This window comes from Mycobacterium sp. IDUB_36 (assembly GCF_055419225.1).
Window position 1 is genome coordinate 741,561 of record NZ_JBVAXH010000002.1, and the last position, 16,246, is coordinate 757,806.

Consider the following 16,246-nt stretch of genomic DNA (forward strand, 5'->3'; position numbering starts at 1 on the left):
AAACCCCCGGAGTTGCCTCCGGGGGTTCGTTGTGGAGCGGACTTATTACATGGCGCCCAACAGTGCACTCGGGTCGAAGTAACCCAGCAGATCGTTGAAGCCATTGGTCAGGAAGTCCGTAATGGCACTGAAGACCGTGGCATCTTCGCCGCCGATGGCGTCGAGGATGGAGGCCTCTGCACCGAACAGGAAGTCGCCGTAGTTGGCCTCGGGCACCAGCTCACCGCCGCTGAGCAGTGCGTACAGCCCGACGTTGTAGGCGTCGGAGAACTGCGTGAGCGCACCGTTCAGCACGTGGTACGAACCGATGACGGCGTCGTCCGTCACGCTGCCCGGGTTCAATCCGAAGATCAGCGTGTTGAAGATTTCGGAGGAGTCAGCGGTGGGGATCGTGTCGAACGGGAGGTCACCCATGCCAGGTATGACGTTCTCGGATACGCCGGTGAGGTCGGCGGCCAAGTTGAAGATTCCGTTCAGACCCTGGACCTGCGAGTTGAGCAGGTCGCTGAAGTCGATCTCGCCGGCAGCCGCTGCACCGCCGACCTCTTCCACAGGGACCGGGATCTGCAGGAACGACAGATTTGTCTGGAAGTAGCCGGACAGGTCGCCGATCCCGAAGTTGTAGAAGTACACGGCCGCGTCATCGCTGGCCAACGCATTGGCGACGTTGGTGGCAGAGCCGAGGAAGATGTCGGCTGGGGCCACTTCATTCGGGTTGAAGAGCTGGAACAGCGACGCGTTGGACGCGTCGGCGAACTGAATCAGCGCGCCATTGAACACGTTGTACGCGCCCGAATCCATTGAAATTCCGGCCGCGATCGGATTGACGCCGTACAAGAAGTTCTCGAAGGCAGTGACGTCGCTCGCCTGCGACGGGTCCACGAGGTAAGGCGCATACTGAGTGATTCCCGCGTCCGTGAGACCCAAAAATCCACCGGGTTGAACTTCGAAGGCGCTGTTGGGGACACCTGTGAGTAAACCGCCGAACTGGAAAACCGAGTTCAGGCCAGCGATCTGGCTGGCGTTGATTGCGTCGAAGTCGATGAGATCGCCCGGGGCCGCGGAGGCCAGCGGGGCGAATGCGATGGCGGCACCGGTTGCGAGACCGGCGACCGTGGAAATCTGGCGAACTTTCATGGTGTTCCCCTCTCGGATTTACCACCGGCGGTTCGGGCGGACCGCCGGAGGTCCCCTCCCACCCAGGCTTGTGGAGCCCTGACCCCATGGCGGAAACCTGAGAGCAACCTAACAATTTCCCCAGGATTTTAGAAGGTTATTCACAGAAATATATCAGACTCCTATGCGGCGCCAGGAACTCTCGAAAGAATCACCAATTGTGCTCTGACATTTTTCACGACTGATTCACACATGACTGGGGCCCGATTGGGCGTGGCATGCGGTCGTTCAACAACCCCTCGGGCGCAAAGAAGCCCCCGGGTGGGATCCCGGGGGCTCCTTTGATGACGTGGCTTCGCTTACATTCCCATCGCCGGCAGGAAATAGCCCGCCAGGTCCTGGAAGCCGAGCTGCAGGAAACCGGAGATGGCTTCGGCGACGGTGCCGTTCAACAGATCGAAGTGCGTTCCGATCAAGTCGGCATCCGGGAGGATGTCGCCGGCATTCAGCAATGAGTACAGCCCGACGTTCGTGGCGTTGAAGAACTCGCCCACCGCGCCGTTGAGCACGTCGTACGATCCTGGATCGCCGCTCGCGCCGGCGGCTCCGAAGATCAGGGATTCGAACGAGTCGCTCACCTTGGTCGGATCGATGGTGTCGAAGCCCACGCCGAAAACACTGTCCCCATGAGGCGCGATGTCGCCGAAATCACCAGCGAGGCGACCGTCGAATTCGAACATCTGGTTCAGGTTGGCAATCTCACTACTGATGAACGGAGAGATGTCGCCGGGGCCGGCAGCCGTCGGCGTGAAGTCGCCTTCGAACCCCTTCAGGTCGCCGAGGCCGAAGTTGAAGAAGTACTGAGCGGCACTCGAAACGGTGGCATCTGGACCGCTGATCGCGTTTCCGATCGTGGTCGTCGAGCCGATGTAGTCGTTGACGTTGGTGTCCAGTTCACCGCCATTGGCAGCGGCAAAGGCATAGACGTTGTACGCGTCGTAAAACTGGGTCAACGCGCCGTTGTATTCGCTGAACGGACCCGAGCCACCGATTCCCGCCACGATCGGGTTGGTCCCGTAGAGAAGGGTTTCGAAATTTGTGACCTGACCGAACGTGGTCGCGTGAGGTATCACCGATGCCGCAATCGAGTCGTACACGCCAGTGGCACCTTTGGTGAGGTCAGCGGTGTTGCCAGTGAGCGCGGCGTAGAACTCGAACAGCTGGTTCTGCGCTCCGATCTCCGTGTTGAGTGTGCTGGTAACCGTGTCGCCGAGGTCCGCCTGCGCGAGCGGCGCAAATGCGAGCGCGGCTCCAGTCGCAAGACCAGCCGCTGCAGCAATTTTGCGAATGTGCATTTTATTTCCCCTTCAAGATTCCGCCGGCGGTTCGGGCGTACCGCCGGAGGTCCCCCAACACAGGCTGCCGAGGCCTGACCCCGCTGTGGAAACCTGAGACGAAGATAACAATTTTGTATGCGTTTCGAAAGAGTTTCGCTGAGAAAATTTCAGGTTGTCATCTGATTCTCGTGGGCGCCCGTGATGTGCCAGACCGGTGGACCTCCCAGCTGGGCGGAGGCGTCGCAACCCGGCTCTGCGAAAGTCACGCCGCGGTCCGGACAACGCGGCAGCACGCATGTCAGGACGGTGCCGCGGGCAGAACGAACCCCGAAGTCGCCTCCGGGGGTTCGTTCTAGAGCGGGTTTAGTCAGAGGCCGCCCAGCACTGCGCTCGGGTCGAAGTAACCGAGCAGGTCCTGAACGCCGAGCTGCAGGAAGTCGCTGATCGCTGACGTGGCACCACCAGTCAGGAAGTCCGCGTGCAGTCCGAAGATGTCAGCGGGGTCGAACGTTCCCGTTGGGTCCAGCAGCGAGAACAGCCCGACGTTGAAGGCGTTCGAGAACTCAGTCAAGGCGCCGTTGAACACGTCGTAGGAGCCCGGGATGCCGTCGGTGACGTTGTCGGGGTTCAATCCGAAGACCAGGGTGTTGAAGGTCTCGTTCGTGTTCGTCGCCAGGATGGTGTCGAACGGGAACGGGCCTTCACCCGTGATGATCTTGTCTGGGTCAATTCCGGCGGCCCCGATATCCAGGGAGAAAGTGCTGTTCAGCGCGTTGATTTCACTGGCCAGTGTGGCGCTGAACAAGCCGCCCAGCAGGTTGCCGGGGTCGTTGAATCCACCACCGGGAAGGTCGGCGACCGCGCCGGCAGGAAGTGCCGCCGAATGGGCGTTACCGAACAACGAGATGATGTCATACAGGTTGTTTCCACCCGTGGCGCTCGCGTTTCCATGGGTGAGCAGCACCTCGGCGAGGTCGCTGTTGCCAGACGTCGTGGCTGAGGAGCCGGCATTCGCGCTGTCGGCCGTGGCACCGAACGGGTCCGACACAATTCCGATGTTGCCGTTCCCGAGGTGATCTGCGTTGCCGCCGACGTCTGCGGTGCTATTGGCAGGGCCGTAGACGGACGCGTAGTTGTAGTTGCCGAAGGTGGCTGAGACGCCGGAGCCACTGGTCGTGAAATTGGTGTCTGCGGTGGCAGAGTTGTAGTTGCCGAAGCCCGAGAACGCGCCTTCGTTGGTGCCGGTCTCGGTGCCGTTGGTGAAGGCGGAGTTGCCGGTGCCGCCGACCGCGGCGGAACCGTCACCGAAACCTTTGATGTCACCGGAGGTGTAGGCGGTGTTACCGCTGCCGGCGACGTGGTTGTAGCCGATCAGTCCGCTGTCGCCGGCGAAGGAACCCGAGTTCCCGCCGTTGAGCGCTTCCGTGCTCGTGCCGCCGTTGCCGATGAATTGGGCGGTGTTGTTGGAGCTTGCGACCGCGGCGTCGGTGTTGCCGATCAGGCTGCCGCCGCCCGCGTAGGCACCGTCCGGCGCGCCCGCGTAGGTCGAGGGGTCGGCGTTGTTGCCGATGTCGGTGGCTGAGTTGAAGTTGAAACCAGTGGCACCGGCAGTCTTTGATCCGGCGTCGGCCAGCGCGTAGGTGCCGATAGCCGATGCCGAGTTTCCGAAGCCGCCCGCGGCGTAGGCGCTCGCGTGGTCGCCGTAGGCGAGCGCGAAACCATACTGTCCAGCGACCGTCGTTGCGCTGGCGTCGCCGCTCGACAGCAAGCTGATGCCATCGAACGAAATGGCCAGGTTCAGTGCCGGGGTGTCGGCGGCGGGCAAGCCGGCCAGGATGCCGTCGATACCGGGCCAAAAGCTACTCGCGGCAGCGCTGTCCGCCGCACTGACTGGCGCGAACGCCACAGCCGCGCCGCAGGCGAGGCCTGCCGCTGCGGCGATTTTGCGGATGTACATCTGAATGACCTTTCACGGGCGTTCCGACGACTCGGGAGTAAACCGTCGGAGGGTCCCCCAGTACTCGCGGCCCGAAGCCGCAACCCCACTGCCGGAAACCTGAGAGGAAGATAACAACTTTGTATGAGTTTCAACAGTCTTTGAACTATTTTTCTCCGGAACCTGCCGTTCATCTCATGTGCCGCCACAACGAGCGTCTTATAGCCTCTTGAACTGCGGAGACAGGTGTGTGCCGGTGGCCGATTCTTGGCCTCAACGCGATCTGAGACCCGTGAATTGGACGGTCTGCGCTGGGCTACTCGCAGCTCTAACCTGAGAAAAAGATGATTGGCGTTGGACTGGTCGGCGGTGTCGGCTCATAGCGCGCGGATGGCCCCAGTGCATGCTCGTTGCGGGCTGGACCGTTGCCGTGGCGAGTCAGGCGTGCGCCGCGTCGTCCGGCCGTTCCGGCCTAAACTGCATAGATGCCGTCGCAATGGAGAACGTTTCAACGGCTAGCCGAGAATTTGGTGTTCAGTGAAGCGCCAAAACTGGTCCGGCAGCTTCAGAAATCGCCCACTGTGCGGCGCAGCATCAAGCTCGGCCTGGAGGTCCTCGCAGGCTCGGTGGCCGAACCGCCGGCCGAGATCACTGCCGGCCGGCCGGTGACGAAAAGGAGTGCGCCCACCGCACATCGGGCCCGCAGGATCGTCTACTCCCCCGACCTGGATGGCCGCGCAGACCCGGGTGAAGTCGTCTGGACCTGGGTCACTTACGAGGAAGACCCGACCCGTGGCAAGGACCGCCCGGTGCTGGTCGTCGGCCGCGATCACGCGACGCTGCTCGGCCTGATCATGTCGAGCCAGGAGCGGCACGCGACCGACCGCTCGTGGGTGGGCATCGGCAGCGGCAGCTGGGACGGCGAAGGCAGGCCCAGCTGGGTGCGCCTCGACCGGGTGCTCGATGTGCCCGAGGAGAGCATCAGGCGCGAAGGTGCGATCGTCGAACGCCCGATTTTCGATCGGGTCGCCGCGCGGCTGCGCCGCGATTACTCGTGGAGCTGAGCTAGCCCTGGGTGATGTAGGACTGCAGCTGCTCGTGCTCGCTTTCCAGCTCTTGCATCCGCGTCTTCACCACGTCGCCGATGCTGACGATGCCGATCAGCTTCCCATCCTCGAGCACCGGCACATGCCGTACCCGGTTCTCGGTCATCAGCAGCGTGAGGCTGTCGACCGTGTCTTCCTTGGTACAGGTCGAGACGACGGCCGTCATGATGTTCTCCACCGACCGCGACAGCACCGATGCGCCGTGGCTGTGTAGCTGCCGCACCACGTCACGCTCGGAGACAATGCCTTTGACGTCGTCGGCGGCGGCCACCACCATGGCGCCGATGTTGTGCTCGGCGAGACCTGCGAGCAATTCCGCGACCGTGGCATCGGGGTTGATCGTCACCACCGCGCCGCCTTTGCCGCGCAACACATCTGCTATCCGCATCGAGCCTCCCGTCAAGTGTGATCAGCTTCACACCCAGGCTACGGCGCAAACGGCCGACTCGTAAGTAGCTGGCGAAATTCGGGCAAACAGCCAGGTCACCCGCGCGCCGTCGGGACGACGGAACACAGGAGCTATGCCAATCGGGTGATTTCGACGACGACGTCCAGATCAGTGGCGCCCTGTCCGGAGTAAATACCCTTCAGCGGCGACACGTCCGCATAGTCACGTCCGGTGCCGACGGTGATGTACTGCTCGTTGATCTCGCTGTTGATGGTGGGATCGTGATCCCACCATCCTCCCGTCCACGCCTGCAGCCAGGCGTGGCTCTGCCCGTCGACGGTTTCGCCGAGCGCCGCATCGGCATCCGGATGGTAGTAACCCGAGACGTAGCGGGCGGGAATCCCCATGCTGCGCACCAGCATCAGCGACAAGTGAACGAAATCCTGGCAGACGCCCTTGCCCTCACGCAGCGCGTCCAGGCCGGACGAGTGCACGCTCGTCGTGCCCTTCACGTAGTCCAATTCGTTGCGCACCCACTCGGACGCGGCAAGCACGGCGTCGGCGGGACCGTGCTCTTTGGCGATCTTCTTGCCTACGGCCGCAATGCGTTTGCTTGCCGGGGCGTGATCGGTGGGGGTGAGGACCTCGTCGTAACGGTCGATGACAGTCTCGTGGGTCAGATCCGACCAGGTGAGCTCCTCGGCCACCGGGTCGGGTTTCTCGGTCTCGACCACCGACGCGGACGTCACGGTCAATTCCGTGTGCGGCGCATGCAGGTCGAACGCGGTGACCGCGGTGCCCCAGTAGTCGATGTACCGGTACGACCTGGTCGCGGGAACGGTCTCGACCCTGTTGAGGACGACGTTCTGTCGCGAGTCCGACCTCGGCGTCAGCCGCGCTTCGTTGAAGGAAGCGGTCGCCGGCGACGGGTACGCATAACCGGTCGCGTGCAACACGCGCTGACGCCACATCAGTTCTTCCCCTGCTTCGTCGTTGCTGGATCGCGGTAACCGGCGTCGGTCCAGGCAACCCACGGCACAGCGTGAAAGTACTGCACTGCCAACGCTTCTCCGACGTCGGAACACGATTTCTGAAGCCCGGCCAGACGTGTCTCGAGCGATTCGAGCAGTACCCCCGGCCGGACGAACTCGAGTTCACTACGGGCTCTGCCGAGCAATCGCTGCGCTTCGGAGATGGCGCCGATGCTGCCATTCGCGTTGCGCATCAATTCGTCGAGATTGTGCTCGGCCATCTTCAGCGAATAGAAAATCGACCGTGGGAAGCGCCGGTCGAGCAGAATGAACTCGACGACCCGATTGGCGTCCAGCACACCACGATAGGTGCGTAGATAGGTGTCGTGGGCGCCCGCGGAACGCAATACGGTCACCCACGCGGGCGACGCCGCGCTGTCGCCGACTCGGGAGAGCAACATGCGCACGGTCATGTCCACGCGCTCGATCGCGCGGCCGAGCGTCAGGAATCGGTACCCGTCGTCGCGGGACAGCGTCGAATCGGCCAACCCGGCGAACATCGCCGCGCGGCCTTCGATGAACGACAGAAACTCATGCGGCCCAAGACGTTTGGCGGCGCGCTCACGTTCGCCCAGCGCGTTGTAGGTGGTGTTGAGGCATTCCCAGACTTCAGTGGACGTCACCTCGCGGGCAGACCGGGCGTTCTCCCGAGCCGCCGTAATGGCGTCGACGATGGAGCTCCCACCGCCGAGTGTGTTGCGCCGAAATGCGACCACGTCGGTCAGCGACCACATGTCCAGCTGATCGTCCGGCTCCTCGATTCCCAACACCTGCAACAACACTCGCGAGGCGTGGTCGGAATCCACGCTGGAATCCTCCAGCAGCTGGTGCACCGTGACGTCGAGAATCCGGGCGGTGTCGTCGGCGCGTTCGACGTAGCGACCGATCCAGTACAGCGCTTCCGCGTTGCGCGCGAGCATCAGCGAATCACCGCCTGACGTTGTTGTTGCTGTTGGGTGAGTTGCGGTTTCGGCCCGGCTTTGTTCTGCGACTGTCGCTGTTTCTGCCTGGACGACGACGCCTTCTCGGTCTGGGCCTCGTCGTCGTCGGTGGCCGGGCTGGGAAGTGCCTTGACCACCTCGGCAGCGCCGAGTTCGCGTTCGGCGGCCGACGTCCGGGAGGCCAGCACCCAGGTGTCCTTGGAACCGCCACCCTGGCTGGAGTTGACCACCCGGGAACCCTCGACCAGCGCCACCCGGGTCAAACCGCCGGGCAGTGCCCAGATTTCGTGACCGTCGTTGACGATGAACGGCCGCAGGTCGACGTAGCGCGGAGTCAGCGTGTCGCCGATCTGCGTCGGCACCGTCGACAATTGCATCATCGGCTGAGCGATCCAACCCCGCGGGTCGTCGCGGATGCTCTTGCTGATCGCGTTGAGTTCCTTGGTGGAGGCTTCCGGACCGAAGACGATGCCGTAGCCGCCCGAGCCCTCGACAGGCTTGATCACCAGTTCGGCGACCCGGTCGAGTACCTCTTGACGCTCGTCGTCCAACCAACACCGGTAGGTGTCCACGTTGGCCAGTAGCGGCTTCTCGCCGAGGTAGTACTCGATGATCGTCGGCAGATAGGTGTAGACGAGTTTGTCGTCGCCGACCCCGTTGCCGATGGCACTGGAGATGACCACGTTGCCGGCCCGGGCGGCGTTGAGCAGTCCGGCGACGCCCAATACCGAGTCGGGCCGGAACTGCATCGGGTCCAGATAGATGTCATCGATGCGGCGGTAGATGACGTCGACCTGACGCTCACCCTCGGTGGTGCGCATGTAGACCTGGTTGTCGCGACAGAACAGATCGCGACCCTCGACCAGTTCGACGCCCATCTGGCGGGCCAGCAGCGAGTGCTCGAAATAGGCCGAGTTGTAGACACCCGGTGTCAGCACCACGACCGTCGGGTCGGCCTCGTTGGTGGCCGCCGAGTTGCGCAGCGCGCGAAGCAGGTGCGAGGCGTAGTCGTCGACGGCCCGCACCCGGTGGCTGGCGAACAAGTTCGGAAAGACCCGCGCCATCGTCCGCCGGTTCTCCATCACGTACGAGACCCCCGACGGCGAGCGCAGGTTGTCCTCGAGAACCCGCCAGATGCCCTTCTCGTCTTTGATCAGATCGATACCCGCGACGTGGATCCGCACGCCGTTCGGCGGCATGATGCCGACCGCCTGGCGGTGGAAGTGCTCGCAGGAGGTGATGAGACGCCGGGGGATCACACCGTCGCGCAGGATCTCCTGGTCGCCGTAGATGTCGTCGAGGTAAGCCTCGAGAGCTTTGACGCGCTGCACCAGGCCGCGTTCGAGCTTCGACCACTCGGCGGCCGAGATGACGCGGGGCACCTGGTCGAGCGGAAACGGACGCTCCTGACCGGACAACGAGAACGTGATGCCCTGGTCGACGAAGGCCCGGCTCAGCGCCTCGGCGCGGTCGTCGAGATCGTCAGCACTGGACGGCGCCAGCTCCTTGTAGATGCCCTTGTACGGGCCGCGGACATTGCCCTGCCCGTCGAACATCTCATCGAAGGCCTCTGAATAGCCGTTCGTGGCGTTATAGCCGTCGAAAATCTGCTCGAACGATTGCGACTGCTGCTGCGACTTACTCGGCTGCTGCCGCTTGGACTCGGCGGAAACGGTTCGGTTGGCCACGCTGCCATGCTGCATCAGATCTTCACGCTCCGCAGGGCCAGGTCCTTGACTTTGGGAGAATGCATCCGGGACTGATACCCTGAGCAGTCGCCGCTTAAGCGTCACCACGCTCCGGCAGACCCGTGACAGAACCAGCCGCTGATATTTGAAGAGGAATTACGCGTGGCCAACATCAAGTCGCAGCAAAAGCGCAACCGCACCAACGAGCGCGCCCGACTGCGCAACAAGTCGGTGAAGTCGTCGCTTCGCACGGCTGTCCGCGCATTCCGCGAAGCCGCCGAGGCCGGCGAGAAGGACAAGGCGACCGAGTTGCTGGTGTCGACGAGCCGCAAGCTGGACAAGGCTGCGAGCAAGGGCGTCATCCACAAGAACCAGGCGGCCAACAAGAAGTCGGCACTGGCCCAAGCACTGAACAAGCTCGCTCAGTAGAGCGTCAGTCCGCGACCAACTCCGCGACTTTTCGCACCGCTGCTTCCAACGCGTAATCCGCGTCCGCCGCTGCCCCTTTGACGTCGGCGTTCAAGGCCGCCACCAGCCGCATCGCGTCAGCCACCTGATCGCGGGACCAGCGCCGCGCCTGCTTCTGCGCCTTCTGCACTCGCCAGGGCGGCATCCCCAGCTCCGACGCCAACCGATAGGGATCGCCCGACAGCGACCCGACCCGGCCGATGCTGTGGACGGCTTCGGCGAGCGCATCGGCGAGGACGACGTGTGGCTCACCGCGCAGCATCGCCCAGCGCAGCGACTCGACCGCGCCCTCGACGTCACCCATCACCGCTTTGTCGGCGATGTCGAACCCCTTCACCTCGGCCTTGCCGTGGTGATAGCGCCGCACCGCGGCCACGTCGACGCTGCCACCGGTGTCGGCGACCAATTGCGAGCAGGCCGAAGCCAATTCGCGCACATCGGAGCCGACCGCATCGAGTAGTGCCGTGAGCGTGTCGTCGTCGACCTTGACTTTCAGCGCGCGGAATTCTTTGCGGACGAAGTCGAATCGCTCCCCGGCCTTGGTGATTCGCGCGCAGAGGAGGGTTTCTGCACCCAGCTTCTGCAGCTGCGAGGCCAACGCCTTGGCGCGGCCGCCGCCTGAATGCACGACGACCAATTCGGTGCCCGCCGGCACATCGGCGGCAGCCTTGGCGATCAGCTCCGCAGCCTCTTTGCCGGCCTCACCGGCGGACTCCAACACCACGACGCGCTCGTCGGCGAACAGCGATGGGCTCAGCAGTTCGGCGAGTTCGTAGACCCCGACATCGCCGGCCCGCACCCGGTCGACGGGCACGTCGTCGGTGCCGGCACGCTTGCGTGCCGTTCGCAGCACCTGCGCGACGGCGCGCTCGACCAGCAGCGCCTCGTCACCCAGGACGAGATGCACTGCCGACTCCTGCTGGCTCACGGGTCGATCGTGTCATGTTCGGCCGACATGTCCCCCGGCCCCCGCCAGCAGACCGGACAGCGACCATGCCAGCAGCACGCACCCCGCCACCGCTATGCCGGCCCGAAACCAGGTCCACCGCCACAGCAGTACGGTGAGCAGTCCCCCGGCCCCGACCGTCAACACTCCGGAAAGTCCCGACGGCACAGGGACACTCGCGCCAGGCACATTCGCGGCCCAGTGCGCGATCCGTAACAGCCACCACACCTCGGGCCCGGTGAACCGGATCAGCAACTGGGCCGCGGTAGGCCAGAACAGGCACAGCGCCGCTGCCGCGCTGCCCAGCACCGTGATCGGGGCGACCAGGGCCGCCACCGCGAGATTGGCCGCGGCGGACACCACGCTGAATCGGCCGGAGATGCCGGCGATCAGCGGAGCCGTCACCAACTGCGCCGCGCAGGCCACGCAGACGGCGTCCGCGACCGGCTTGGGCCAACCCGAGGCCACCAGCCGTCGCGACCAGACCGGCGCGATCACCACGAGCGCTGCCGTCGCCACCACCGACAGGGCCAGCCCTACATCCACTGCCAACTGCGGCGTGACCACCAGCAACACCAGTACGGTCGCCGCGAGCGCAGGGATCGCCTGGCGGCGGCGCGACGACAGCACACCGACCAACGCGATCGCACCCATCACCGCCGCCCGCAGCACACTGGCCGAGGGCTGCACCACGATGACGAACAGCACCAGCGCGAGGCCGGCCAGCCCGACCGCGGCCCGCGGGCCGACCAGTCGCGCCGAGAACAGCACCGCGCCGCAGACGATCGTCACGTTGGCCCCGGACACCGCGGTCAGATGGGTCAGACCCGCCGTGCGGAACTCTCGACCGGTCACCGGGGTGACCGTCGACATATCGCCGAGCACCAGCGCGGGCAGCATCGCCGCCTGGTCCGGGGGCAGCACGCGGTCGGCGGAGGCCGCAAATCCGGCACGGACCGCGTACGCGGCACGGTTCAACGGCCCGGCGCGGCCCATCGTCGGGGCGCCGATCGCGGTGATGACGGCGACGCTGAGGTCTCGGCGAGTGGGCGCGCCTATCCGCCCGCGAAACCGCATGGGCCGGCCGGTCATCACCGAGCCGAAGTCGCGCGCCTGCGCGAAAACGACTGTGCGCCCTGACATCTGGACCTGATCGAACTGCCGCAGGCTGGCCCGGAACAACAACCGACCCTGACCTACCGACATCGCGCTTTCCGTCGGTGTGACCGTCACCTCGCCACTGATGCCGAACGCGGCCGCGATCGGGTGATGCGCGACGGCGTTGGCACGCAGTGCAATCGCGAATCCGAAGCCCGCGCCGACCACTCCGGCGGCGACCATCCCAGCGCCGATGGCCCGCACCCGGCGACGTCGGGGTCCGAAACGCCAAAGCAGCGCTCCGAACGCGCCGGCCGCCAGGCAGAGCGACCCGAGGACAGCGCCGATCGGCCAGATGATCCCGGTGGCGGTGACGACCCAACCGGTCAGCGCCGCCGGCACCAGACGCACATCCACCGGCGTGACCGCCGGATCGGCGATCGCCGGCTGCGTCACCGGCGTCAGACACGAACCAGCGGGCGCAGCTTCTCCAACCGCCCCGGGCCGATACCGTCCACCTCACCCAATTGGTCGACGCTGGTGAACTTTCCGTGCGCCTGGCGCCAGGCCACGATCGCCTTCGCCATCACCGGCCCCACGCCGGGCAGGGTGTCCAGTTGCTCGGCGGTCGCGGTGTTGAGGTTGATCACCTGTGCCGGCCCACCTTTGGCGGGGCTGGACGCCGAACTGGTCGGACCGGGAGTGGCCGAGCCCGGACTCACCGAACTCCCCAGGACAGTGGGCTGACCTTTGACCGGGGCGATGCCGACCACGATCTGCTCGCCGTCGTCGACCTGACGGGCCATGTTGAGCCCGATCGTGTCGGCACCGTCTGTGGTGCCCCCTGCTGCCTTCAGCGCATCGGCGATCCGCGCCCCCGGCGCCAACGTGACCAGCCCCGGGGTGTGCACCAGGCCGACCACGCTGACCACGACCGGCTGGTTCGGGTGCGCGGCCGGGCTCGGGCTTCGGCTCGCCGTGGCCGCCATGTCGACGGGCGGCAGCTTGGCCGATGCCACCGGTGCACGATCTTCACGCATCAGGGTGAAGATGGTGACGAGGACGGCCACTGCCGCGACCGCAGCCAGCGCGATGGCGCCGGCGCGGCCGGGATCGGCGCGGACCTTGGCCAGCCAGCCGTCGTCTGCACTGTCCGGGACCCATCGCGGCAGCAGCGATTTCGGGTCACTGTCGGCGTCGTCACCCTCGGAATCGGATTCGGACAGCGCCTCGGCGCTCGGCTGGGCGCCGAGCCGCCGGTGCAGTCGTTCGGCAGGCAGTTCTGTTCGCATGAGCCGACGGTAGGGCCGCCCACCACCACCGCGGTGTGCCCGGAACACCCGGCACCGGTCCGTTGTGGATCGACGTGTGAGTGTGCATGAACGATTCAGCGTCGAGCCGCCTGACTGGTTGGTTGGGCAGCCGGATAACGTGCAATACAGGTACGACCGATCCAGCAGAGGAGACTGCCGTGCAACTGGCGCTCACGAAGGACGAAACAGCCTTCCGCGACGAGCTACGCGAGATTTTCAGGACGAAGATCCCGGCGGAGATCCGCGAGCGCACCCGCTCGGGTGAGGGGCTCGACCGCGACGACATCGCAACCAGTCACAAGATCCTCAACGAGCACGGGCTGGCGGTACCGAGTTGGCCGGTCGAATGGGGCGGCAAAGACTGGACCCCGGCCCAGCACCAGATCTGGCTCGACGAGCTGCAGCTGGCGTCGGTGCCGGAGCCGTTGAACTTCAACGCGAAGATGGTCGGCCCCGTCATCGCCGAGTTCGGCTCGCAAGAGATCAAGGAACGTTTCCTGCCGCCGACCGCCGCCCTGGACATCTGGTGGTGTCAGGGGTTCTCCGAGCCCGAAGCCGGCTCCGACCTGGCATCGCTGCGTACCACCGCGCTGCGTGACGGCGACAGCTATGTGGTCAATGGGCAGAAGACGTGGACCACGCTAGGCCAGTACGCCGACTGGATCTTCTGCCTGGTGCGCACCGACCCGCAGGCACCCAAGAAGCAAGCCGGAATCTCGTTCCTGCTCATAGATTTGGACACACCCGGCATCACGATGCGTCCGATCAAGTTGATCGACGGCAGCGTCGAGGTCAACGAGGTCTTCTTCGAAGACGTCCGGGTGCCCGCGGATCAGCTTGTCGGAGAAGAGAACCAGGGCTGGAGCTACGCGAAGTTCCTGCTGGGCAACGAGCGCACCGGCATCGCGCAGATCGGTCGCACCAAGGTCAAGCTGGCAGACGTCAAGAAGCGTGCCGCCGAGAACGGCCTACTCGACGATCCGCTGTTTGCGGCCCGCGTCGCCGAAGCCGAAAACGACTTGCTGGCACTGGAACTCACTCAGATGCGAGTCGCCTCCGGCTCCAAGGAGGGCAAGCCGAACCCGGCGTCGTCGGTGCTGAAGCTGCGAGGCAGCCAGTTGCAGCAGATCGCCACCGAGCTGCTCGTCGAGGTCGCAGGTCCCGACTCGCTGCCGTTCGAGGCCGGTAGCGACATCGCCTCGCCGTCCTGGGCGCAGGGCAGCGCACCGCACTACCTGAACTACCGCAAGACGTCGATCTACGGCGGCAGCAACGAAGTTCAGCGGACCATCATCGCGTCGACCATCCTCGGCTTGTAAGGCAGGAACTGACATGGACTTTCAACTGAGCGAAGAACAGACGCTGCTCCGCGACACCACCCGTGAACTGCTGTCGCGGAGCTACGACGTCGAGAGCCGCCTCAAAGCCGTCGACTCCGAGCTGGGCTGGAGCCGGGAGGTGTGGAAGCAACTGGCCGAAACCGGCATCCTCGGACTGGGATTCGACCCCGAGGAGGCCGGTCAGCTCGAGGTGATCACCGTGCTCACCGAGATCGGTCGGCGGCTCGCGCCCGAGCCGGTGGTGCACGCCGCGCTCGGACCCGGCGCGATCATCGCCGAGATCGGCAACGACGCCCAGCAGGAACTGCTTGGTGAGGTCGCCGAAGGAGAGCGGCTGCTGGCATTCGCACACCTGGAGCCCGGCGCCCGTGGAACCTCGCACGACACGGTCGCGACAACCGCTGTCCAGCAGGGTGATTCATGGGTTCTGTCCGGCCACAAGAACCCGGTACTCGCCGGTGACTCGGCCGACACACTGCTCGTCAGCGCGAAGCTGCCCGACGGCGGAGTGGGCCTGTTCCTGGTCGACGGTGATGCCGTCACCCGCCACCCGTACCGCACCTTCGACGGTCAGCGCGGCGCGCAGATCGACCTCGACAACGCCGCCGGCGAACCGCTCGGCGATGCCGTCGACGCTTCCGAGGCGATCAGCAACGGAGTCGTGCGCATCCAGTCCGCGCTGTGCGCTGAGGCGGTCGGTGCGATGGAAGAGGCTCTGCGGCTCACGACCGATTACCTCAAGCAGCGCAAGCAATTCGGCGTCACGCTGAACACCTTCCAGACGCTGACCCAACGCGCCGCCGACATGTACGTGTCGCTGGAGTTGGCGCGCAGCATGAACCTCTACGCCGGCCTGTCGGTCGCCAACGGGAACTTCGATCCGGTGATCGCCGCACGCGCCAAACTGCAGATCGGTCGATCGGGACGCCACATCAGCCAGGAGGCGATCCAACTGCACGGTGGCATCGGGATGACCAACGAGTACCCGGTCGGCCACTACGCGGCGCGACTGACGGCGATCGACCACACCCTGGGGTCGTCGCGGGACCATCTGCACGCATTGATCGACCAGGTCAACGAGTACGAAGTCGTCACGCTGTAAGCGTCGAAATGGCTGACCTCACACCGGAAGTGGTGGAGTTCCTCTCGGCAGGGACTCGCACCGGGATGCTGGGGTTCCTGGCGTCGGACGGTCGGCCACTGGTGGCTCCGGTGTGGTTCATCGTCGACAACGGACAGCTCGTGTTCAACACCGGCGCCGAGACCGCGAAAGGCCGTGCGCTGAGCCGAGATCCACGCGTCGTGATCTGCGTGGACGACCCGCATCCGCCGTTCTCGTTCGTGCAGGTGCAAGGCATCGCCACCACCTACGACGGCGCCGGGGACCTGCTCGACATCGCGACGCGCATCGGTGGCCGCTACATGGGCAGCGACCGCGCCGAGGAATTCGGGCGACGCAACGCGGTACCGGGCGAACTGGTGGTGCGGGTTCAGCCGACGAAGGTCAACGCGATGTTCCGCGTCGCCGACTGAACCCG

Annotated in this window: 15 protein-coding genes; 5 read left to right on the plus strand and 10 right to left on the minus strand. The window is 65.0% G+C overall.

Features of this window, described 5'->3' with window-relative positions; all coding sequences use genetic code 11:
• Nucleotides 1-45: 45 nt before the first annotated feature.
• The 3 genes from ACZYW1_RS21790 to ACZYW1_RS21800 all read right to left on the minus strand — a co-directional run bounded on the left by ACZYW1_RS21790 (nt 46) and on the right by ACZYW1_RS21800 (nt 4,410).
• The gene (locus ACZYW1_RS21790) at nt 46-1,137 is read right to left on the minus strand and encodes a hypothetical protein (RefSeq protein ID WP_463788533.1); all 1,092 of its coding nucleotides are present in this window, start codon (nt 1,135-1,137) and stop codon (nt 46-48) included.
• A gap of 338 nt (nt 1,138-1,475) precedes the next feature.
• Nucleotides 1,476-2,471: a hypothetical protein gene (locus ACZYW1_RS21795; protein WP_463788534.1), complete on the minus strand. Its 996-nt coding sequence runs from the start codon at nt 2,469-2,471 to the stop codon at nt 1,476-1,478.
• Nucleotides 2,472-2,820: 349 nt separating this feature from the next.
• Nucleotides 2,821-4,410 (minus strand): autotransporter outer membrane beta-barrel domain-containing protein, encoded by a 1,590-nt coding sequence (locus ACZYW1_RS21800; protein ID WP_463788535.1) that lies wholly within the window; start codon nt 4,408-4,410, stop codon nt 2,821-2,823.
• A 464-nt stretch (nt 4,411-4,874) separates the two neighbouring features.
• On the opposite strand from ACZYW1_RS21800, the gene ACZYW1_RS21805 reads away from it, so the two are divergent.
• Nucleotides 4,875-5,453, plus strand: a complete 579-nt coding sequence (locus ACZYW1_RS21805; protein WP_463788536.1) for a type II toxin-antitoxin system PemK/MazF family toxin — start codon at nt 4,875-4,877, stop codon at nt 5,451-5,453.
• 1 nt (nt 5,454) lies between these two features.
• On the opposite strand, the gene ACZYW1_RS21810 is transcribed toward ACZYW1_RS21805, so the two are convergent.
• The 4 genes from ACZYW1_RS21810 to ACZYW1_RS21825 form a co-directional block, all read right to left on the minus strand.
• Nucleotides 5,455-5,883 (minus strand): CBS domain-containing protein, encoded by a 429-nt coding sequence (locus ACZYW1_RS21810; RefSeq protein WP_463788537.1) that lies wholly within the window; start codon nt 5,881-5,883, stop codon nt 5,455-5,457.
• 131 nt (nt 5,884-6,014) lie between these two features.
• Nucleotides 6,015-6,854 (minus strand): transglutaminase family protein, encoded by an 840-nt coding sequence (locus tag ACZYW1_RS21815; RefSeq protein ID WP_463788538.1) that lies wholly within the window; start codon nt 6,852-6,854, stop codon nt 6,015-6,017.
• On the minus strand, nt 6,854-7,834 hold the full coding sequence (locus tag ACZYW1_RS21820) for an alpha-E domain-containing protein (RefSeq protein ID WP_463788539.1): 981 nt from the start codon (nt 7,832-7,834) through the stop codon (nt 6,854-6,856). Before ACZYW1_RS21820 ends, ACZYW1_RS21815 begins: the two co-directional genes overlap by 1 nt.
• Nucleotides 7,834-9,411 (minus strand): circularly permuted type 2 ATP-grasp protein, encoded by a 1,578-nt coding sequence (locus tag ACZYW1_RS21825; protein WP_463788833.1) that lies wholly within the window; start codon nt 9,409-9,411, stop codon nt 7,834-7,836. The genes ACZYW1_RS21820 and ACZYW1_RS21825 overlap by 1 nt, the downstream gene beginning before the upstream one ends.
• Before the next feature lie 294 nt (nt 9,412-9,705).
• On the opposite strand from ACZYW1_RS21825, the gene rpsT reads away from it, so the two are divergent.
• The gene (gene rpsT, locus ACZYW1_RS21830; RefSeq protein WP_463788540.1) at nt 9,706-9,972 is read left to right on the plus strand and encodes a 30S ribosomal protein S20; all 267 of its coding nucleotides are present in this window, start codon (nt 9,706-9,708) and stop codon (nt 9,970-9,972) included.
• 4 nt (nt 9,973-9,976) lie between these two features.
• Here rpsT and holA read toward each other — a convergent pair whose 3' ends face one another.
• From holA to ACZYW1_RS21845, 3 genes are read right to left on the minus strand one after another with little or no spacing between them, the layout of a single operon-like run.
• On the minus strand, nt 9,977-10,939 hold the full coding sequence (holA, locus tag ACZYW1_RS21835; protein WP_463788541.1) for a DNA polymerase III subunit delta: 963 nt from the start codon (nt 10,937-10,939) through the stop codon (nt 9,977-9,979).
• Between the two features lie 12 nt (nt 10,940-10,951).
• On the minus strand, nt 10,952-12,466 hold the full coding sequence (locus tag ACZYW1_RS21840; protein ID WP_463788834.1) for a ComEC/Rec2 family competence protein: 1,515 nt from the start codon (nt 12,464-12,466) through the stop codon (nt 10,952-10,954).
• 50 nt (nt 12,467-12,516) lie between these two features.
• Nucleotides 12,517-13,347 carry a helix-hairpin-helix domain-containing protein gene (locus ACZYW1_RS21845; protein WP_463788542.1) on the minus strand — a complete coding sequence of 277 codons (831 nt, stop codon included), beginning with the start codon at nt 13,345-13,347 and terminating at the stop codon, nt 12,517-12,519.
• A 179-nt stretch (nt 13,348-13,526) separates the two neighbouring features.
• On the opposite strand from ACZYW1_RS21845, the gene ACZYW1_RS21850 reads away from it, so the two are divergent.
• Genes ACZYW1_RS21850 through ACZYW1_RS21860 form a run of 3 tightly spaced genes read left to right on the plus strand, consistent with a single transcriptional unit; the run spans nt 13,527 to nt 16,241 of the window.
• Nucleotides 13,527-14,687: an acyl-CoA dehydrogenase family protein gene (locus ACZYW1_RS21850; protein ID WP_463788543.1), complete on the plus strand. Its 1,161-nt coding sequence runs from the start codon at nt 13,527-13,529 to the stop codon at nt 14,685-14,687.
• Between the two features lie 13 nt (nt 14,688-14,700).
• Complete coding sequence (locus tag ACZYW1_RS21855; RefSeq protein WP_463788544.1) at nt 14,701-15,810, plus strand: acyl-CoA dehydrogenase family protein; 1,110 nt, start codon at nt 14,701-14,703, stop codon at nt 15,808-15,810.
• 8 nt (nt 15,811-15,818) lie between these two features.
• Entirely contained in the window at nt 15,819-16,241 is a 423-nt protein-coding gene (locus ACZYW1_RS21860; protein WP_463788545.1) for a PPOX class F420-dependent oxidoreductase, read from the plus strand.
• Nucleotides 16,242-16,246: the final 5 nt, after the last annotated feature.